The 21,427-nt window shown below is 43.6% G+C and carries 13 protein-coding genes; 10 read left to right on the top strand and 3 right to left on the bottom strand.

What is annotated here, in order from left to right; all coding sequences use genetic code 11:
* Window positions 1–138 precede the first annotated feature (138 nt).
* Window positions 139–1,056 (bottom strand): histone deacetylase family protein, encoded by a 918-nt coding sequence (locus NDI35_RS09890; protein WP_333174539.1) that lies wholly within the window; start codon window positions 1,054–1,056, stop codon window positions 139–141.
* A 77-nt stretch (window positions 1,057–1,133) separates the two neighbouring features.
* Between NDI35_RS09890 and NDI35_RS09885 the strand changes: the two genes are divergently transcribed.
* The 4 genes from NDI35_RS09885 to NDI35_RS09870 all read left to right on the top strand — a co-directional run bounded on the left by NDI35_RS09885 (window position 1,134) and on the right by NDI35_RS09870 (window position 10,186).
* On the top strand, window positions 1,134–1,643 hold the full coding sequence (locus NDI35_RS09885) for a hypothetical protein (RefSeq protein ID WP_445312581.1): 510 nt from the start codon (window positions 1,134–1,136) through the stop codon (window positions 1,641–1,643).
* Window positions 1,644–2,415: 772 nt separating this feature from the next.
* Complete coding sequence (locus tag NDI35_RS09880; RefSeq protein WP_445312580.1) at window positions 2,416–7,116, top strand: response regulator; 4,701 nt, start codon at window positions 2,416–2,418, stop codon at window positions 7,114–7,116.
* Entirely contained in the window at window positions 7,082–9,109 is a 2,028-nt protein-coding gene (locus tag NDI35_RS09875) for an adenylate/guanylate cyclase domain-containing protein (protein WP_445312579.1), read from the top strand. Before NDI35_RS09880 ends, NDI35_RS09875 begins: the two co-directional genes overlap by 35 nt.
* Window positions 9,110–9,295: 186 nt before the next feature.
* Window positions 9,296–10,186, top strand: a complete 891-nt coding sequence (locus NDI35_RS09870) for an alpha/beta fold hydrolase (protein WP_445312578.1) — start codon at window positions 9,296–9,298, stop codon at window positions 10,184–10,186.
* Window positions 10,187–10,745: 559 nt separating this feature from the next.
* Here NDI35_RS09870 and NDI35_RS09865 read toward each other — a convergent pair.
* Window positions 10,746–11,627, bottom strand: a complete 882-nt coding sequence (locus NDI35_RS09865; RefSeq protein WP_445312577.1) for a Cof-type HAD-IIB family hydrolase — start codon at window positions 11,625–11,627, stop codon at window positions 10,746–10,748.
* Window positions 11,628–11,983: 356 nt separating this feature from the next.
* Here NDI35_RS09865 and NDI35_RS09860 point away from each other — a divergent pair, with 356 nt between their 5' ends.
* From NDI35_RS09860 to NDI35_RS09835, 6 genes are all read left to right on the top strand, one after another.
* Window positions 11,984–17,512 carry a trifunctional serine/threonine-protein kinase/ATP-binding protein/sensor histidine kinase gene (locus NDI35_RS09860; RefSeq protein WP_445312576.1) on the top strand — a complete coding sequence of 1,843 codons (5,529 nt, stop codon included), beginning with the start codon at window positions 11,984–11,986 and terminating at the stop codon, window positions 17,510–17,512.
* 48 nt (window positions 17,513–17,560) lie between these two features.
* Entirely contained in the window at window positions 17,561–18,973 is a 1,413-nt protein-coding gene (locus tag NDI35_RS09855; protein WP_445312575.1) for an adenylate/guanylate cyclase domain-containing protein, read from the top strand.
* Between the two features lie 135 nt (window positions 18,974–19,108).
* Window positions 19,109–20,329, top strand: a complete 1,221-nt coding sequence (locus tag NDI35_RS09850) for an acyltransferase family protein (protein WP_445312574.1) — start codon at window positions 19,109–19,111, stop codon at window positions 20,327–20,329.
* A gap of 106 nt (window positions 20,330–20,435) precedes the next feature.
* The gene (locus NDI35_RS09845; protein ID WP_190741010.1) at window positions 20,436–20,657 is read left to right on the top strand and encodes a hypothetical protein; all 222 of its coding nucleotides are present in this window, start codon (window positions 20,436–20,438) and stop codon (window positions 20,655–20,657) included.
* Window positions 20,657–21,016, top strand: coding sequence for a type II toxin-antitoxin system PemK/MazF family toxin (locus tag NDI35_RS09840; protein WP_333288938.1), 360 nt, complete (start codon window positions 20,657–20,659; stop codon window positions 21,014–21,016). Before NDI35_RS09845 ends, NDI35_RS09840 begins: the two co-directional genes overlap by 1 nt.
* Window positions 21,013–21,246 (top strand): DUF433 domain-containing protein, encoded by a 234-nt coding sequence (locus tag NDI35_RS09835; RefSeq protein ID WP_445312573.1) that lies wholly within the window; start codon window positions 21,013–21,015, stop codon window positions 21,244–21,246. Before NDI35_RS09840 ends, NDI35_RS09835 begins: the two co-directional genes overlap by 4 nt.
* Here the strand turns inward: NDI35_RS09835 and NDI35_RS09830 are convergent.
* On the bottom strand, window positions 21,243–21,380 hold the full coding sequence (locus NDI35_RS09830; RefSeq protein ID WP_445312572.1) for a hypothetical protein: 138 nt from the start codon (window positions 21,378–21,380) through the stop codon (window positions 21,243–21,245). The genes NDI35_RS09835 and NDI35_RS09830 overlap by 4 nt on opposite strands.
* Between the last annotated feature and the right edge of the window lie 47 nt (window positions 21,381–21,427).

Below are 21,427 nucleotides of genomic sequence, written 5' to 3'. Positions count from 1 at the left end.
ACCGTTGTTTGTTTAACAACTTTTTAGCTCAAGTTGTACCCATCTGGCAAGCAGGAGCGATCGCTAATAGTATTTTTAGTTGTTTGGGTGAGGGAGACAGTTTTTTCGGCCATATTTCGGAAGTATCGCCGCTCTGGATCAAAGTCGATACTGCCTGTAGGCTTGACTGGCGGCTCGGTGCAGCAGCGAATGCCGGTAAACTAACCCCTTAGCGTCATCGGAATAGCCCCCGCCAATCACGCAGGCAACGGGATAGCCGCCAGCCAAACACGCCATCAAAACTTGCATTTCCCGGCGAAATAAGCCCGTATCAGTTAAAGCTAACTTTCCCAGTTTGTCACCGTGATGAGGGTCTACTCCAGCATCGTACAAAACTAAATCTGGCTTGACATTTGAAAGCAAATCAGGTAAGAATTTATCCAATGTTTGTAAATATTCGTCGTCCTCCATACCCACAGGCAAAGGTACATCTAAATCGCCCTTTTGTTTAGTGCCGGGAAAATTTACTTCGCAGTGCATTGAGAAAGTAAACACGCTGCTGTCATCTTGGAATATTACGGCGGTTCCGTCTCCTTGGTGGACATCTAAATCGACAATTAAAACTTTGCGAACTAAACCATTTTTTTGTAAGACGCGAGAGGCGATCGCCAAATCATTAAAAATACAAAAACCCGACCCAAAAGCAGGGAAGGCGTGATGAGTTCCGCCCGCAGTATTGCAAGCCAAACCATAGTCTAAAGCGAGCTTGGCAGTTAGTACAGTTCCTGCAACCGCAGTGCAAGTGCGATTAGCAAGGGCGCGACTCCAAGGCAGACCAATTCGCCGAGTAGCTTTGTTATCGAGCGTCCCGTTGCAGTAAGCTTGAACATAAGAGTGGTCGTGGACTAATTCAATCCATTCTTGAGGGGGAAGTTCGGGAGCGTGAAATTGCGATTCATCTGCTACCCCGTCCGCGAGCAGCATCTGGTAAAGCATCCGAAATTTTGCCATCGGGAAGCGGTGATCCGGTGGCAGAGGTGCAACGTAATCTTCGTGGTAAATAATTGGTAAGTCCATTAAAATTATTGTATAACGAATGAATCTCCAATTGAAAGCCTGCAATCTCAAATTTAAAGTCGCTGGAGAACCTGTATATGCAACAACTAAAAACAGTCTGGCAGTCCGGCAGCAGCCACCCCGAAAATGCTGACAATCTCCATAATATCAGTGAGTGGTGGGGCAACCTCAACGGCAAAGAAATTAGCTGGGTAGAGCGACTGATTCCGCAAATCGGCGGTCTGAGCGAAATTCACTGGCACCCCCAGCGTTTTGACGAAACATTTGTGATAGTCAATCCCGAAATCCGTGAAGATACTCTCTATTGGTACAAACGCGGTTCTCCTGTCCAACGTAACAACACTGTTGACAAACTAGAACTTGACAACTTGCAACAGCAATTGTACATCTATCCTCAGTTGGAAGCGGAACTGGTAATTCGCGTAGGAATTCCCGAAGTTAAATATCAAACACTTGAATTGAACAATCCAGAAATCGCCTTGGGTGAAGATAATATGCTGCTGTTATGGGAGGCTGACCAAGAACTAGAAATTAAGATTTACTTCAGCAATGAAAATATTGCTAAACTTAAGGAATTGCTAGCATAGAAAAGACCGAGGAAATAGTTTATATGGTAGGCTTTGGGTGCGGGTGGATTGATCTATACCAATTCTTTCAGGAGTCGTAAATTTTTTACCCTACCCCAACCCTCCCCGAACCCGCTCGATCGGGAGTAAGAAATTAACAAATGATTGAGGATTGCTATATACTCTTAGTTACCTATAAATATCTTAAGACTGATGGGCGGGTGCGTCAAAACCGAGGTTTTTCACAGCCAGACTTTGTTGCAGCGACAAGAGTAAAAAAACGGTTTCTTCGCCTCGCGGTATGTCCAGGTGTGTATCTCTGCTAAAACCCTTGGAATGTGGCAACAGAATATCCAGAAACTTGCGTTATTCTCCTGGAATTTTTAATGCTAAAGTCAAGCAAAAAACTGTTTTGGGCGCATCAAACGGGTTGTGCGAAAATACTTTGTCGCAGTCCTTGAACAAAGTTAAAAAACCCGGTTGCTTTGGTCTGGAGTGCCTAAGCGAGGATTGTTTTTCTGTCAACTTAATTTGGACATCAAATAAGGAAATTTGTTTCGGCAATAATCTATGGTTGAATACGGTTAATTTGAGGGTAAACCTTAAGACAAACAACCAATAAGTTTAAAAAATAGAAGGTGCGTTAGTTAATGGGCTAATATCTAAAATTAATCCTCTATTTGCTGAGTTTGAAAAGGTTTAATAAATAATTAGGATCAGAAGGAATCGTTAAATTTATTAAATCATCAATCTGCTGCTAGCACTAAAAACTTCACAATAATCAGACAAAATAATGATATTTGATAAAGGAAATATTCACATTTTAATTATTGATGATCAGCCCCACAACCTGCGTTTTATCTCAAACATATTGACGAAAGAAGGGTATAAAGTTCAGCGGGCAATTTCGGGAGAAATGGCTGTTAATGCTAATTTAACCGTTCTCCCCGACTTAATTTTGCTAGATATTGCCATGCCTAAAATGAACGGATATGAAGTCTGTGCCAGGCTGAAATCCAACGAGAAAATGAAGGAAATTCCGGTTATTTTCTTGAGTGTTTTTGATGAAATTTTTCACAAAGTCAAAGCTTTTGAAGCCGGCGGTGTTGACTACATTACTAAGCCTTTTCAAGTGGAAGAAGTTTTAGTGCGGATCGAAAGTCAATTGACTATACAACAGCTATCAAAACAATTAAAACAGCAGAATTTCCAACTGCAACAAGAGGTAGAATTTCGCAAGCAAACAGAAAAATCACTGCGGGAAAGTAAAGCGCGGTTGCAGAAATTGGCGGTAAATATACCGGGAGTTCTTTATCAATTTACCAAGAAGGGTGATGGAAGTTTCAAATTTGAATATATTAGTTATGCTTGTAGGGATATTTACGAATTAGAGAGTGAGGAAATATTAAATAATCCAGACTTGTGCTTCGATCAAAATCACCCAGATGACCACGAATATCTGGTAAAACAAATTGTTAGTAGCGCCCAAACTTTAGAACCTTTTGCCTGTGAATGGCGGATTGTTACACCGTCGGGTAAACTCAAATGGCTGCAATCTAATGCTCGGCCAGAAATGCGCGATCATGGCGATATTGTTTGGTATGGCGTACTTTTTGATATCAGCGATCGCAAGCACGCAGAAATAGAAATGGCTGGAGCTAAAGCTGCTCTAGAACGGCGAGTTCAGCGAGAATTGCTGATTGCCAAAATAACTCAAGAAATTCGCTCAAGCTTGCAGCCAGAACAAATATTTCAAATAGCTGCAACTCAAATCGGTCTGGCATTCAGCGTCAATCGCTGTTTGATTCATACTTACGTTACTACTCCCCAAGTGGATATTCCTCTGGCGGCAGAGTATCTCGAACCGGAGTGCGAATCTATTCGGAACGTACCTGTTCCAATTTGGGGCAATCCTCACGTCATACAAATGATGATACAAGATCTGGCGATCGCCTCCAACAATGTTTATTCAGACCCTCTGTTGCAAGCTGTTCAACCGATTTGCCAGAAGGTTGGGTTAAAATCGATGCTGGCAATTCGCACTTCCTACCAAGGCATGGCAAACGGCGCTATCTGTTTGCACCAGTGCGATCGTTACCGGGAATGGACTTCCGAAGAAATTGACTTATTAGAAGCTGTGGCGGCTCAAGTAGGGCTCGCTATCGCTCAAGCTAAACTGATCGAACGAGAAAAAAACCGAATTCAGCAGCTCGATCGGCAAAATAAAGTGCTGCAAGCAGAAATTCGCACCCGTGTCCGCGCCGAGCAAGCTTTGCAAGAATCTGAAACAGAATTGCGGGCGATTTTTGCCGCCATGACTGACACAGTTTTAGTGAGAAATGCAGAAGGGCGCTGCATCAAAATTGCCCCGACAGCATCAACAAATTTGGTGAAACCTCCCAGCGAAATGATTAACAAAACCGCTCATGAAGTCTTGCCGCAACCTATAGCAGATTTAGTATTAAATGCCATCAAACAAGCTCTAAAAACGAAGCAAACCCTCAATGTTGAATATAGCTTTAAAATCGGAGAGCGCGAAGTTTGCCTAGACGCTAAAGTTTCTCCGCTTACTCCTGATTCAGTAATTATCGTAGCCAGAGATATTAGCGTTCGCAAACAAACAGAATCCGCACTCAGAGAGAGCCAGCACTTCATTCAAGCGATCGCCGATTCCAACCCGAACCTATTGTACGTTTACGATGTAATTGAACAGCGGAATGTTTATACCAACCGACAAATTTCGACGATACTTGGATACACCGCCCAAGAAATACAAGATATGGGTACAGCAATGATGCCAACGCTGCTCCACTCCGACGATTTGCCAAAGTTTTTTGAAAACCTCCACAAAGTAGATCAAGCCAAAGACGGTGATGTCATTGAATGTCAATACCGCATGAAACATAAAAACGGTGAATGGCGGTGGCTGCACAGTTGGGATACAGTATTTCTCAGAACAGCAGATGGTAAACCCAAACAATTTCTCGGCACTGCTAATGACATCACAGACCGCAAATTAGCCGAAGAGAAACTGCTAGCATCGCAGCAAAGAATCTCGTTTTTATTGCAGCAAACCCCGATCGCAATTATCGAGTTAAACCTCAATTTAGAAATTATCACTTGGAATCCCGCCGCCGTTGCTATTTTTGGCTACAGTGAGCAAGAAGCGATTGGTCGAGTCGCCTCCGATTTGATCGTACCTGAAAGCTACCACCCGCAATTATCTGAGATTTTCAATCATGACTTGAATGCCAAATCCAGCGGCACTACCGAAAATCTGACTAAAGACGGCAGAATTATCATCTGCGAGTGGTATAATACTCAGCTAATTGACGATAACGGTACAGCGATCGGCATTGCTTTAATGGCTGTAGATATTACCGAACGCAAGCAAGCAGAAACCGAACTGCAAGAAAGTGCTTTACGACAAAGAGCGATCGCCCGCATCATTGAAAGAATGCGGCAAACTTTAGATATTCGGGAAATTTTTCACGCCACAACCCGAGAATTGCGCCAAACCCTGAAGTGCGATCGAGTCGCCATTTACCGTTTCAATCCAGACTGGAGCGGCGAATTTGTAGCCGAATCCCGTGACCAGAAGTGGGTTTCTTTCATCCAAGCACAGGAACTCGATTCTCACCTTACTGAAGGCGCTTTAGACAGCGACCGTTGCGTCGTCAAAGGATTAGATAGCCCCTCACAAGAAGTACGCGATACCTATTTGCAAGAAACCCAAGGCGGGCCCTACAGCCGAGGTACAACTTACCTTTGTGTCCCAAACATTTACAAGCAAGGATTCGATATTTGTTACATCAATTTGCTAGAAAAATTTCAAGCTAAATCCTACATTATTGTGCCAATTTTCTGCGGAAAAACGCTCTGGGGATTACTAGCATCCTATCAAAATTCAGCTCCCCGGCAGTGGAGCGAAGCTGAAATCAACGTTGTAGTTGATGTAGGTACTCAGCTAGGAGTAGCATTACAGCAAGCGGAATTGCTCGCCCGCACTCAAAGGCAGTCGATGGAACTGATTAAATCCAAAGAAAATGCCGAAGTTGCCAACCGCGCCAAAAGCCAATTTCTAGCTTCCATGAGCCACGAACTCCGCACGCCTCTCAACGCCATTCTCGGTTTTTCCCAAGTCATGGCCCGCAACAGTTCTATCACGGAAGAACAAAAAGAATACATAGAAATTATTAACCGCAGCGGCGAACATTTGCTGGAACTCATCAATGATGTTTTGTCAATGTCCAAAATTGAAGCCGGTCAAATTACCATCAATCCCAGCCGCTTCAATCTCTACAACCTTCTCAACAGTCTCAAAGAAATGCTGCAACTAAAAGCAAACTCAAAAGGTTTGCACCTAATCTTTGAAAATGCCGATGATTTGCCGCAGTACATTCAAACAGACGAAGCTAAATTGCGGCAAGTTTTAATTAACCTACTCGGCAATGCAATTAAATTTACTCAACACGGAACCGTTACTTTGCGCGTCAGTAGGCACGGTGAAAAAGACGCCATAGAAGAAAATATATCCCAATTGTATTTTGAAATTGCCGACACGGGTCCAGGCATTTCTCCCTCGGAAATTTCCACATTATTCAAGCCATTTGTACAAACCGAAACGGGTAGAAAATCGATGCAGGGAACAGGTCTGGGCTTGCCGATCAGCCAACAGTTTGTCCGAATTATGGGAGGTGATATTGCTGTTGAAAGTAAACTCGACCAAGGCACAGTTTTCAGCTTTAATATCTGGGTTAACATAGTAACAGAAAGTGATGAACAAGAAAAACCGCCGATTAAACAAGTTATTGCTTTAGAAGCCGGACAAGAAACTTATCGGATATTAATAGTTGAAGATGTAGCGGAAAATCGCCAACTGCTGCTTAAGCTCCTGGTACCGCTGGGATTTGAAGTCCGGGAAGCAACTAACGGTCAAGAAGCAATTGTTTTGCATTCAACTTGGAAGCCGCACTTGATATTAATGGATATGCTGATGCCTGTGATGGATGGGTATGAAGCGACAAGACAGATTAAGAAAACTCTAGAAGGTAAAGAACCAATAATTATTGCCTTGACTGCCAGTGCTTTTGACGAGCAGCGACAAATAATTTTGTCTGCCGGTTGTAACGATTTGATATGTAAACCGTTTCGGGAAGAGGTACTCTTTGAAAAGATAGCGCATCACCTCAACCTGCGTTATATTTATGAAAAAGAAAACTTATCTACTTCTTTTTCAACACCGACGCTACTTAAAAGTTTGACCACCGAGGATTTGAGTGTAATGCCCACAGACTGGGTGGTCGAGTTGCACCGAGCAGCACTTTGTGTAGATGACCAGCGCATCCTCGAACTGATCGAGGAAATTCCCGAAACTGAGGCAAATCTCGCTAACGCTTTAACAGATTTAGTCGATAATTTTCGGATAGATATCATTATCGATTTAACTCAATTATATTATGATGAACGACCATCCATTACCAGCGACTCCTAAAGACATTCTGATCGTTGACGATATGCCGGATAATTTGCGACTTTTATCGACTATGCTGACATGTCACGGGTATCATGTCAGGAAGGCTATTAACGGACACTTGGCTTTGCAAGGGGCACAAATATCTCCTCCCGATCTAATTTTACTAGATATTAATATGCCGCAAATGAACGGGTATGAAGTTTGTGAGAAGTTAAAGTTAAGCCAACAAACTAAAGATATTCCGGTAATTTTTATTAGTGCACTAGATGACGTGCTGGAAAAAGTTAAAGCTTTTCAAGTAGGAGGAGTAGATTATATTACTAAACCGTTTCAAGTAGAAGAAGTTTTAGCCCGCGTCCAAAACCAACTTTCCCTTCGTTTGCTGCAATCCCAACTGCAACTGCAAGCTAGGGAACTGCACGATCGCAATTCTAGATTGCAGGAAGAAATCGCAGAACGGCAGCGGGCTGAAGAATCAATCCGGTTTTTGCTGGAAACGACGCGGGCGATCGGCGAAGCTGTAGACTTTCACTCAGCTTTAGAAGTAATTCTGCACCAAGTTGGCGAAACAATCGGATGGGATGTAGGAGAAGCTTGGATTCCCGATGCAGAAGGAACTGTGCTGCAATCTGCCCGGGGCTGGTATGCCAGCAACCCCAGCATGGAATCGTTCCGCACCCAAAGTCAACAACTGACATTTGCCCGGAATATAGGGCTGCCGGGACGAGTTTGGGCATCCAAGCAACCGGAATGGGTAGAAGATATTTCCAAGGGCTACCCCCATTTTCTCAGAAGTCAGATAGCACTAGAACTCGGATTCAAAGCGGGTTTTGGCGTGCCGATTTTGGTAGGCGATGAAGTATTGGCAGTGCTAGTTTTCTTTAAAATTTCGTCTGGTGGGAAAGACGCACGATTTATAGACGTTTTTAATGCTGTCGGCACTCAATTAGGTTCTTTAATTCAGCGCAAACAAGCAGAAGAATTGCTGCGTATTGCCCAAGAAAAATATCACAGCATTGTAGAAAATGCGATGGAAGGCATTTTTCAAAGCACGCCTTCAGGAGGTTATATCAGCGCTAATCCAGCTTTAGCAAAATTGTACGGTTACGACTCGCCAGAAGAACTGATGTCCGAGATTAACAATATTGCTCAGCAACTGTACGTTGACCCAGAACGCCGCCTCGAATTTGTGGCTGCTATGGATACTGAAAATGCCGTTTCGGGATTTGAATCTATGGTATGTCGCAAAGACGGACGCCGGATTTGGGTGTCAGAAAATGTTCGGGCTGTCCGAGATTCAAAAGGTGAGCTGCTCTACTATGAGGGTACTGTTTCTGACATTACCGATCGCAAATTAGCGCAAGAAGCGCTAAAAGTTCAACAAGAACAAAGCGAGAAGTTGCTGTTAAATATTTTACCAAAACCAATCGCAGAACGCTTGAAGGCAGAGCAAAGCACGATCGCCGACAGTTTTGCCCAAGTAAGTGTTTTATTTGCTGATATTGTTGGCTTTACTGAGTTGTCTGCTAGAATGTCTCCCACGGAGTTGGTAAAGCGCTTGAACGTAATTTTTTCGCACTTCGACCAGTTAGCTGAAAAGTACGGTGTGGAGAAAATTAAGACTATTGGCGATGCTTACATGGTAGTCGGAGGATTGCCTACGCCGAGACAGGATCACGCCGAGGCGATCGCCCAAATGGCCCTGGGAATGCAGGCAAAAATAGCAAAGTTGTGCGCCGAGACAGGGGAAAAACTGGCAATTCGCGTTGGCATCAATTCCGGGCCTGTTGTTGCGGGAGTGATTGGTGTGAGCAAGTTTACGTATGATTTGTGGGGAGATACGGTGAATGTAGCGGCGAGGATGGAAGCTACGGGTTTTGCAGGCAGCATTCAAGTTACTGATGTTACTTATGAGCTTTTGAAAGATAAGTATTTGTTTGAGAGGCGAGGCGTGATTCCGGTAAAAGGTAAGGGGGATATGATGACTTATTGGTTGCTACGAAAAAAGTAAAAATGGGCATGGGGCATGGGGCATGGGGCATGGGGCATTGGGCATTGGGTATTACAACAAATAACCAATAACCAATAACTAATAACACATAACCAATAACCAATAACCAATAACCAATAATTCATGACTACTGACTACTGACTTCTGCTATGATGAAAGTAGTTAACGAAACTTTACATAATAGCCGTGACTGCACAACAATTAGTATCTGCAACCAGCTTTGAAAAATTAATTTGGACTTGGAAAGGTCACAAAATCCAATATACCGTCCAAGGAACCGGCCGCCCTCTGATCTTGATTCACGGATTTGGGGCTTCGATCGGACATTGGCGGCAAAATATCCCCGTACTCGCAGCCGGCGGCTATCGCGTATTTGCTCTGGACTTGCTGGGATTCGGTGCTTCCGCCAAACCAGCCCTAGATTACACTCTGGAATTGTGGGAAGAATTGCTGACTGATTTCTGGGCGGATCTGGTACAGGAACCGGCGGTATTTGTCGGGAATTCGATCGGCGCTTTGCTGAGTTTGATGGTAGTCGCCAACCATCCAGAAATATCAGCAGGTGCAGTCTTAATCAACTGTGCCGGCGGGCTCAACCACCGGCCGGACGAACTAAATTTCCCGCTGCGAGTAGTGATGGGGACTTTTACTAAATTAGTTCGATCGCCCCTGATCGGCCCCTTTATGTTCAACAACATCCGCCAAAAACACCGCATCCGCAACACCCTGCGCCAAGTCTACGGGAACCGCGAAGCCATCACTGACGAACTCGTAGAACTCCTGCACGCCCCCTCCTGCGAGCCCGGAGCTCAACAAGTGTTTGCCTCGATTCTCACAGCCCCTCCAGGCCCTCAACCCTCAGAATTGCTGCCCAAAGTCGATCGTCCGTTATTGGTACTTTGGGGCGCAGACGACCCCTGGACGCCCATCGCCGGCAGCCAGATTTATCAACAATTGGCCGCTAACGATAAACCAGTGAAATTTGTTTCAATTCCCAACACAGGCCACTGTCCCCACGACGAGCGGCCCAGTGAAGTCAACGCTCTGATTTTGGACTGGCTGCAGGAAGTGAAGTAAAATTTTTCGGATCGAGGCCACCCTTGGGCGATCGAGTCAAACCCTTGCAGTGCAAAAGTTTTGCCTCGCTCCACCGCACCGACACCCCGGAAGCCGCCGACTCAAAAAACAATTTTTGGAAAAAGTATTGACACAATTTAGTGAGTCAGCTATATTGATGGACGTGTGAGGAGCGAACCAGAAGAAGCACCGAGACGAAACACGGCCAGTCGTCGGTGCTTTTTCTGTTGCAAGGCATTTTTAAGAGTTTTAAATTATCTATAATTCACATCCAGAAGCTCGGTAAGCCCGCCCCGCTTTCTTCCATTCTTCATTCGCGTTCTTAGCGTCTTCGCGGTTCGTTAAATAAATATTCTGATCTTGCAAAAAAAGTAATTGACTCCACTCGATCGGGAAAAATCCGAAAATGTGGATCTTTTTAGATCGTCAAAATTTGATTGCATAGAAGTCAAAACTAGACAGTTATATAATAATAAATTGTCGCTGGGTCGGGGCGGGTCGCTCTAGATTTTTTCCAGATGTTGGCAAACTCGCCCCTGCGGTATTGGTGCTACAAATATCAACGATCGCCCAAAACAAATTGTTCGATCGCAGCCGCCACCCCATCTTCCTCCACATCCGGCGCCACCCAATCAGCAGCAGCCTTCACGCCATCAGGAGCATTGCCCATCGCCACGCCCACACCCGCGTAGGCAATCATTTCTACATCATTAAAATTGTCGCCGATCGCCATCACGTTCGCCGCCTGCAAACCCAAAAGTTCCTCCGCTACATACTGCACGGCATCTCCCTTATTCGCCAAAGGATGCGTAGCTTCAAAAAAAGTAGCAACGGATCGAGTCAAATAAAGCTCCGCAGGCGTGTAGCGCTGCCGCATACTGCTGAGCAAGCCGTCGAGTATCCCCGGATTCTCGCACAATGCCAAAACTTTCGTCGGTTCCCCCGGAAGATCTCGCCGCAAATCTTTAATCACCATTGGTTCAATGCCCGATCTTTCGGCATAAATTCGGGTAGCTGCGGTAATTTCCGGCACGTAAAGTTGGTCGTCAATGTAGAAATGGATCGAAAGCAGCGGTCGCAAATGCGGTTCTTCAAAATAATCTAACAGTTGCAGAGCAGTTTGTTTCGACAGCGGCAAGTGCCGCAGCCGTTTTTGAGTAGCGTGATCTTGAATCCACGCGCCCTGGTAGCAAATCAGTGGCAATGTTGAGCCGATGTCGCGGTGAAAACGCAAAGCTGAGCGGTACATCCTGCCCGTAGCGACGGCCACTTTCACTCCCCGCGACTCGGCAGCCAAAATTGCCTGCTTGACTGGTTCTCGGATGGTATTTGACAAACCTGCGATCGTGCCGTCTATATCCACTACCAGCAATTGAATGTCTGCGGTGCCAAAAGCGCGATCGGTCGCATTAGCTGGATTTGAGGCAGTTATATTCTGCATGATTTTTTTAGATTTTAGCTGTTGATTTGCAAGCACCCATTTATTTTGCCACTGGCGGGATAGCAAAGTGCGACTTCTGATTTTTTGAAGACTAAAATATAGATAAGTAAATAAGCGACAAAAAAAGTATCGAGGAGAACTCTTTAGGGATGGTTTTAGCTCAGCTATATAATAGTAGCCAGTTTACTGCCGTAAAAACCGCACTAGAGCGCGATGTGTATTTCCACTTACTTAATAATACTTGTGGCAAAAAAGAATGCAACTGTACGTCTGATCCAAAACCTTATGTCATCAATCATTCCCAATCTAACATTTAAAATTGTATAACCAGATATTTCAAATTACCCCCAAATATCATGATTTTTATCCCTGGATACCGCATTGATGAAGAACTTTATACAAACCCTCACACAGTTATTTATCGAGGGATGCAGCTTGAGGAACAAAAACCCGTTATCCTCAAAACTCTCACGCCGCCATACCCTAACCCAGCGCAAATATCCCAACTGCTGCACGAATCCGAAATTCTTAAAAATTTGAATTTACCCGGAATAGTCAAGCTTTACAAAATAGAAACATACAATCACTTTCCTGTTTTAGTTTTAGAAGATTTTGGTGGGCTTTCCCTAAAAGAGTTTCTCAGCAACAACCAGCTAGAGTTACAACAATTTCTGCATATTGGCATCAAACTAGCAGAAACTATTGGGCAACTCCACGAACACCACATCATCCATAAGGATATTAAACCCAGCAATATTATTGTCAATATCGAGACAGGAGATGTCAAGATAGCTGATTTTGCGATCGCCTCCCTGCTACCGGGCGAAAACCCCGCCCCCAGCCATCCCCATTTACTCGAAGGCACTCTCGCCTATATGTCTCCTGAACAAACGGGACGCATGAATCGGGCGATCGACTACCGCACCGATTTTTATTCTTTAGGCGTCACCTTTTATGAAATGCTTTGTGGCGAATTGCCTTTTAAGGCGATCGATCCCATGGAATTAGTACACTGCCATATTGCCAAAACGCCAGTTTCTCCTTGTGAAAACAGAAAGCAAAAAGTAGGAAGCAGAAGCATCGAAGGCAGAATCAATCAAGTAGGAACCAAGGAGATTCCTCAAGTCGTTTCCGATATCGTCATAAAACTCTTAGCAAAAACAGCCGAAGACAGGTATCAAAGTGCTTTCGGACTTTTGTACGACTTGGAAAATTGTCTCGTTCAACTGCAAACTACAGGCGAAATTTCCCACATAACCCTCGGCGAGCAAGATCAGTCAAGTCACCTGCAAATTTCCCAAAAGTTTTACGGGCGAGAAGCAGAAGTTAATATGCTTCTCAGTATCTTCCAGCGGATGAGGCGGGGTAATACAGAAATCGTGCTGATTTCTGGTTCTGCAGGTGTGGGCAAATCGTCGTTAGTATATGAAGTTTACAAGCCGAGTCGGCGGGAAAACGGGTATTTTATTGACAGCAAATTTGAGCAATTTAAGCGCGATATTCCCTACGCTTTTTTGCTCCAAGCTTTTCAAGATTTGTTGCGGCAAATTTTCACAGAAAATGCCGCAGAAATCCATCTTTGGAAAGAAAAAATTTTAAAAGCACTCGGCGGCAACTGCCAAGTAATTATTGAAGCTATTCCCGAAGTAGAACTGATTGTCGGGCCGCAGCCCCCCGTCCCAGATTTAGGAGCAAATGAGTCTCAAAATCGCTTTAATTTAGTATTTCAAAACTTCATCCGCGTCTTTGCTCAAAAAGAACACCCCCTAGTAATTTTCTTGGACGACTTGCAGTGGGTCGATTCAGCATCTCTCAAGTTAATAGAACTGCTAGCCACTGACCTGGGAACTCAATATTTATTAATAATTGGAGCTTATAGAGAGCAGGAAGTAGATGCAAATCATCCCCTAATGCTGACCGCCGAAGCAATTAAAAAAGCAGGCGGTACTGTGAGGGCGATCGCCCTTTCGCCTTTAGATATAAGCAGCGTCAACCAATTTGTTGCCGATACTTTGAACTGCGCCCCCGAAAAATCCCGAAGTTTAGCAGAATTGCTGTTGCGAAAAACCGCTGGAAATCCCTTCTTTTTAACTCAATTAATAAAATTTATTTACTCAAAAAGTTTAATTAAATTTAAACTTTCACCCTCGAGTAATGTGGTCGAGCTAGCTGAACCTAACCTGTCGGCCTTAGCGCAACCCATCTCAGAGCAAATTGTAAAAAAATGCCATATCACAGGCGAGTGGCAGTGGGATATCGAACAAATACAAGAAATGGGAATAACTGACAATGTTGTAGAATTAATGATAGATAACATTCAGAAACTTTCAGAAAATACCCAGGAACTGCTTAAATTAGCCGCTTGTATTGGGAACAAATTTGATTTAAAAATTCTCTCGACACTCGCCGAAAAACCTCTGGCTTCCGCAGCAACAGACCTCGGGGAGGCACTTCAGTCCGGTCTGATTTTGCTCGTGAATAACGCCTACAAAATTCCCATTGCACTAGCAGCAAGCACAGAAGTAACAGACACAATATCTAGAGACTTTACCGATAAATTTTCCCTACCAGTGGCTGATGTCCCTAGCGCAACTTACAAATTTTTGCATGAGCGAGTGCAGCAAGCAGCTTATGCTTTAATATCCGATTATCAAAAACAAGAAATTCATCTAAAAATAGGTAATTTTTTACTACAAAATGCACCGCCAGAGCAATTAGAAGAGCATATTTTTGATACCGTCAACCAACTAAATTCTGCCAAAGGAATCATCAGCAGCCAATTAGAACAATTTCAATTATGCCAATTAAATTTAATTGCAGGCCGCAAAGCAAAAGCAAGTGCAGCTTACGAACTTGCCCTCAAATATTTAACCGCAGGTATTGAACTGCTTCCCCCCGAAAGTTGGCAAACTGACTACGACTTGACTCTTGCACTCTACGAGTCAGCAGCAGAAGCAGCTTACCTCAATACCGACTTTGAACCAATGGAAAAATGGGCGAGAATTGTCCTGCAACACGCAAAAAATGAACTAGACAAAATCAAAGTGTTTGAAATCAGGATCATAGCTTGTGCGATGCAAACCCAACTCCAAGAATCGGTAAAAATTGGTCGGGAAGCACTAAAAATGTTAGGAATCAACTTTCCAGAATCGCCGATTCCCCTCCACATTCAGCAAGCACTGGCTAAAACAGCAGCTTATTTAACCGACAAAAAAATAGAAGATTTAATTAACTTGCCGATTATGACAAATCCGCACAAATTAGCAACTATGCGCGTGCTTTCCAGTATGTTGTCAGCTACATTTATAGTTGAACCTGTGCTGCTGCCGCTGATTGTGTGCGAGCAAGTTAATTTATCTATTAATTACGGAAACTCTACTTTTTCTGCCTTCGGTTATGCTAATTACGGAGCAATTTTAAAAGGAATAGTTAGAGATATTGAGTCGGGCGATCGCTTCGGTCAATTAGCTTTAAATTTGAGCGATAGATTAAATGCGTTAGAATTCAAAAGCAAAACGCTTAATTTAGTAGCATTCATTTTGATGAACGGCAAGCATCACGTTAAAGACTCTTTGCCACTATTAGAGGATGCCTATCAAAGCGCGCTACAAAATGGGGATTTAGAATGTGTTGGATATGCAGCCGTAAATATTTGTCAGTCTTTGTATTTCATCGGTCAAGAATTGCCACAACTGGAACGGAAAATGGTAAGTTACAACCATTTGCTGTTTCAACTGAAGCAAGAAACTGTATTGACTTGGAATCAAATATATCGGCAAACTATTTTGAAATTGATGGGACAATTGGAAAGTTCACATCTTGTATTAGGTGAAGCATACAGCGAAGAAAAATTGTTGTCGCTGCTGTTGAAAGCTAACGATCGGGTGGGACTACAGCACTTTTATTTGCAAAAATTAATACTAGCGTATTTATTTGGAGATACCGCTACAGCGCTAGAAAATGCAGCGCAAGCCGAAGTATATTTAGACGGAGTTGCAGGCTTTATTAATGTTTCTGAATACCAGTTCTACGATTCTCTAGCCCGCCTAGCAGCCTATCCATCTGCGACAAATGAGGAACAAGAAGAGCATATTTTTTACGCTGTCAGTAACCGGAAAAAACTGCAACAAAAAGCGCTTTCGGCGCCCATGAATCTTCAGCACAAATGCGACTTACTTACGGCAGAAAAAGCGCGTGTTTTGGGCAATGTTGAGAGAGCCATGGAATATTACGATCGCGCAATTGAAGGAGCCCAAGAAAACGGATACATACAAATACAAGCACTAGCAGCAGAATTGGCAGGAGCATTTTATCTATCCATAGGACGAGAAAAAAATTCTAAAACTTACTTGACAGAAGCGCGTTATTGCTATCAGCGCTGGGGAGCAACAGCCAAAGCAGCGCATTTAGAATCGAAATACTCGCACTTGCTAACTTCAAGCTCGATTTCAACTAATATTGAAACTCACAAATCTACCAGCAGCGCTTCCACTACGAACGACAGTGCAGGCGTGCTAGACTTGACCACAGCAGTTAAAGCATCGCAAACCTTAGCAGGCGAAATAGTTCTAGACAAACTGCTGGCAAAAATGATGAAAATTGTTATTGAAAATGCGGGGGCGCAAACAGGCTTTTTAATACTAGAAAAAGAGGGTCAATGGGTGATTGAAGCATCAGGATCTGTAGATGGCGATCGCGTTGCTGTCATGCAATCAATTCCGATAGATTTTGTAGCCGACGATCGAGAAGTAACTTTGCTGGCAGTTGCAGTTGTGAATTACGTCGCCCGCACCCAGGAAAGTATAGTTTTAAACGATGCCAACCGCGAAGGACAATTTACTCGCACACCCTATATAATAGCCGTTCAGCCTAAATCAATTCTTTGCACTCCGTTAATTAATCAAGGCCAACTCACGGGCATTCTATATTTAGAAAACAATCTGACTACAGGCGCTTTTACACCAGACAGGTTAGAAATATTAAAACTCCTGTCTTCTCAAATTTCTATCTCCATCGAAAACGCCCAACTTTACGCCAACTTGCACCAATTCAATCACAATCTCGAAAATTTAGTACAGCAGCGTACCTCCGAGCTCTCCCAAACTTTAGAAGACTTAAAATCGGCTCAAAATAAACTGGTAGAATCGGAAAAAATGGCTGCCCTCGGAGGGTTGGTTGCAGGTGTGGCCCACGAAATCAATACTCCCATCGGCATCGGCATCACCGCCGCCTCCCTGCTTGCTGAAAAAGCCACAAAGTTTTTTGAGGTTTACAGTAACGGCCAAATAAAACGTTCCGAGTTAGAAAAGTTTCTGGATACCGCCGTGCAAAGCAGTAATATGATCTTATCTAACCTCACGCGGGCAGCCGACTTGATTCACAGTTTTAAAGAAGTAGCTGTGGATCAGTCAAGCGAGTTAAAACGCACGTTTAATGTTAAAAACTATCTAGAGGAAATTTTGACATCCTTAACAGCCAAACTAAGAAGAACTAAGCACAAAATACAGATTAAGTGTGATGAAAATATTGTAGTGGACAGTTACCCCGGCGTAGTGTGTCAAATTGTGACAAATCTGGTGTTGAATTCCCTACTTCACGCCTACGATGGAGAAGACGAAGGAGTTCTGGCTTTTGATTTCAGACTAGAGGGCGATCGGCTAATATTTGAATATGCCGATAACGGCAAAGGAATTGACCCAGAAAATCTCAGTAAAATTTTTGAACCGTTTTTTACCACCAAAAGAGGTCAGGGAGGCACGGGATTGGGATTGCACATTATTTATAACCTTGTTACTCAAAAACTAAAAGGCACAATTAGCTGCACAAGTCAAGTAAATAAAGGCACAAGATTTATGATTGAATTTCCCGCTAAAATGAGCAATTAGTTATTAGACCGCCAACATGGATATAAGTTTTATATAGGAGAACGATATATGTCAGAAGCTAGTAAAAACCTGTTGGCTGCGGGCGATGACGAATTAATCGCGGCGGGCGACGATGAATTAATATTTGCCGAGGAAGACGAGGCGGAACAAAAACCGCTAGAAGAAAGTTGGAAAATATTAATTGTAGATGATGAAATAGAAATTCACAATATTACTAAACTAGCGTTAAACGATTTTAAATTTGAAGGAAAAAGTATAACCTTTATCAGCGCTTACTCAGGAAAAGAAGCTAAAGAAATTATCCAAAATAACTACGACATAGCATTGATTTTACTCGATGTAGTTATGGAAACAGAAGAAGCAGGCTTGGAAGTAGTTAAATACATCCGCGATATTTTAAATAATCAAGTAGTGCGGATTATTTTACGCACTGGACAGCCCGGACAAGTACCAGAAGATGTAGTAATTGTCAGCTACGATATCAATGATTACAAAACCAAAACAGAACTTACTAACAAAAAATTATTTACCACAGTAGTCACCGCACTGAGAGCATTTAGATCGCTCAATCAAATCGAATCCAGCAAAAGCGAACTAGAAAAAATTGCAGCCGCATCAGCCCGTTTTGTACCCCGTGAATTTTTGAAGTTTCTCAAAAGAGAAAGCATCGTTGATGCCAGACTAGGAGACTCTGTACAAGCAGAAATGACGATTATGTTTGCCGACATTCGCTCATTTACAAGTCTGTCAGAAAGTATGTCTCCCCGAGAAAACTTTGAATTTCTTAACTCTTACTTAAGCCGAGTTGGCCCAGTTATCCGCGAGTACAACGGTTTTATAGATAAATATATTGGTGACGGGATTATGGCTTTGTTTCCTAACAGGGCTGAAGATGCTGTGCAAGCAGCAATTGAGATGCAGCAGCAAGTTAAAATTTATAACAGACACAGGCAAAACAGTGGCTATCAACCTATTTCGATAGGGATTGGTTTGCATACGGGGACTTTAATGTTAGGTACGATTGGCGAAGCGGAACGAATGGAAAGTACGGTGATTTCTGATGCCGTTAATTTAGCTTCCCGCGTGGAAGGATTGACAAAGCTTTATGGGGTGGCTATTGTAGCTAGCGTCCAAACCCTTTGCCGGATAGACGATCCTCAACATTACAAGTGCCGGTTTCTCGATCGCGTTCAAGTCAAAGGAAAACAAACACCTGTTGCTGTATTTGAAATTTACGATGGCGACTCGGCGGCCATGATCGAACTAAAAGCACAAACTCAAACTTATTTTGAACAGGGGATTTTTTTTCACTACCAGCAGCAATTCGCGCAAGCAAGGCAAATGTTTCTGCGCGTTTTGCAAATCAATAAGTATGATAAGGCAGCATCTTTTTATGCAGAACGCTGCGATATGTTGATGAAAAATGCAGTCATTATGACTCTGGAAGGTATTGAAATTTAGCTAATGGGTAATTGGGCATTGGGCATTGGGCATTGGGCATTGGAAATTGGGCCGAAAAGAATTAGGAAATGGGCATCCGCTATGATAGTGAACAGTGAACAGCGAACAGTGAACAGTGAACAAATAACTTAATTTATGCGCTTCAAATCCCTTGATGTTTTTCGCGGAATTGCGATCGCCTCCATGATTCTAGTCAACAACCCCGGTAGTTGGGAACAGGTGTATCCACCGCTAGAACACGCAGAATGGCACGGCTGCACCCCGACAGACTTAATATTTCCGTTTTTCTTGTTCATCGTTGGCTGCGCGATGTCTTTCTCGCTGTCTAAATATATTCAAAATTATCCAAAAACCGGAAGAGAAACCTCAATAATTACACAAACAAAGCAAAAATCAGAATCCGCCAAAAATCCTCTTCCTTCTTCCTTATCCCTTCTTCCTTATTCAAATATTTACTGGCGAATTGCGCGTCGCGCCGCGATTCTATTTATATTAGGATTGCTGCTAAATACATCTTCGATCGCCCTTGACGTACTTCTCAACAACGCCCCCGTGGAAAACTTCGGTAAAATCCGCATCATGGGAGTATTGCAGCGCATCGGCTTAGCTTATTTCATCACTGCGATCGCCATTCTCAACCTTTCCCCCCGCAATCAAAAACTGCTCGCTGTTGCCGTGCTTTTGGGCTATTGGGGCGCACTAACCGTATTTGCTGTAGGGGGGTACACTGCCGGCGAACTCACGCCAGAAGGAAATTTAGGGGGATATGTCGATCGGCTAATTCTCGGTAGCCAACACCTGTACAAAGGCGGCCCCTTCGATCCAGAAGGACTGTTGAGCACTTTACCCGCAGTTGTCACAGTCCTGATCGGCTACTTTACAGGAGAGTGGCTGCGCGTGCAGCAAATCAAAACCCGCACCAGTATCAACTTAGCAATCTGTGGCCTCTGTTGCGTGGTAATCGGCCACTTGTGGGGATTTTTATTTCCGATCAACAAACAACTTTGGACAAGTTCCTATGTAGTTTTTACTGCTGGTTGGGCGTTGCTATTGCTAGCATTTTGCTACGAAACAACAGAAGTGCGGAATTGGAAATGGGGGCGGCCGTTTGAAATCATGGGAGTGAATGCAATTTTCCTGTTTGTTGCTTCCGGTATTGTCGCCAGAATCCTGTTGAAAACTCATATCGGTACTGGTGAAAATGCTCCAACAACTTACAGTTGGATTTATGAAAACTGGTTTGTGCCGTGGGCGGGGCCGCTGAATGGTTCTCTAGCATTTGCCGTGACTGCGGTATTATTTTGGTGGTTAATTTTGTATGGAATGTACCGCCGAGGTTGGCAGATTAAAATTTGAGTAGTTTCGTCTGTAGTGGATATACCTCTTCTAATGATATGAGAAAAGGGCTATCTTCCGATCGGGACGCCTGTTTAGGTTACAATTGAAGGCAGGAGGATTTTTTATGCCGACTACTGCTCAAGAAATCTATATTCAAGTTGTCCACACTTTGTCACCAACGGAACGGTTACGCTTGGCAACTCTGATCCTCAACGAGTTATCACAGCATAATGTCGCTGTCGTCGAACAAAGTGATACCTGGAGTGAGGAAGATTGTTTCGATGTAACAACCTTTTCTTTGCAATACGCAGCTACACTTTTCCCGGAGAGTGAGGAGATGGATTAGTGAAATTCAATCCTGGTGATGTAGTAACAGCAGATTTTCCTGGTGTCACAGGTGTTAAACGTCGCCCTGTTGTGGTTTTGTCCTCTACTACTTATCATAGAAACCGCCCTGATTTCATAGTTGGGTTAATCACTACCCAGACAACAAATCTTGGCTCTACTGACTATACTCTGCAAGATTGGGCATCCGCAGGTTTGAGAATTGTATCTGTTTTCCGCAGTTTCATTCTTACTTTACCGCCTTCTGCCAACCTGATTTTGATTGGGCATTTATCCGAACGTGATTGGAGTGCTGTTCGCGCCTGTGTAAAAGTAGCTTTAGTAGAATTGGACGATCGCCCACCGTCATCAGATTCATGACTCCCGAAGATTTTTATATAACCTCTACACTACCTATCATTTATAGCGACCCCGACATTCTAGGGGGAACTCCTGTCTTAATCGGCACTCGCGTCCCGATGAAAACTCTGCTTGATTGTCTCGAAGCTGGTGATTGGCTAAATGAGTTTCTAGACTATTTTCCTAGTGTCAGCCGCGATCGAGCGATTTCAGTTATCGCAATGAGACGATCGCCACATAACAACATTTAACGTTTATTGATGTCCGCTTCCTCAACATCGATCGCCCTTGGATCGGAAATCCGATCGCACCCCCGCCACAACTTCCACAAATTACCGCCCCAACCCCGCCCAGCTAAAGGATTTTGCCGATTTCTCGTTCGCACGCCACCGATCGCTAACTATAACTGAGCCCTAATCGCTAAAATTAAAA

Source organism: Microcoleus vaginatus FACHB-2002, assembly GCF_040004035.1.
GTDB lineage: Bacteria > Cyanobacteriota > Cyanobacteriia > Cyanobacteriales > Microcoleaceae > Microcoleus > Microcoleus vaginatus_C.
The sequence above is the reverse complement of the archived record's forward strand: the minus strand, read 5'-3'. Positions and strand labels throughout refer to the sequence as shown.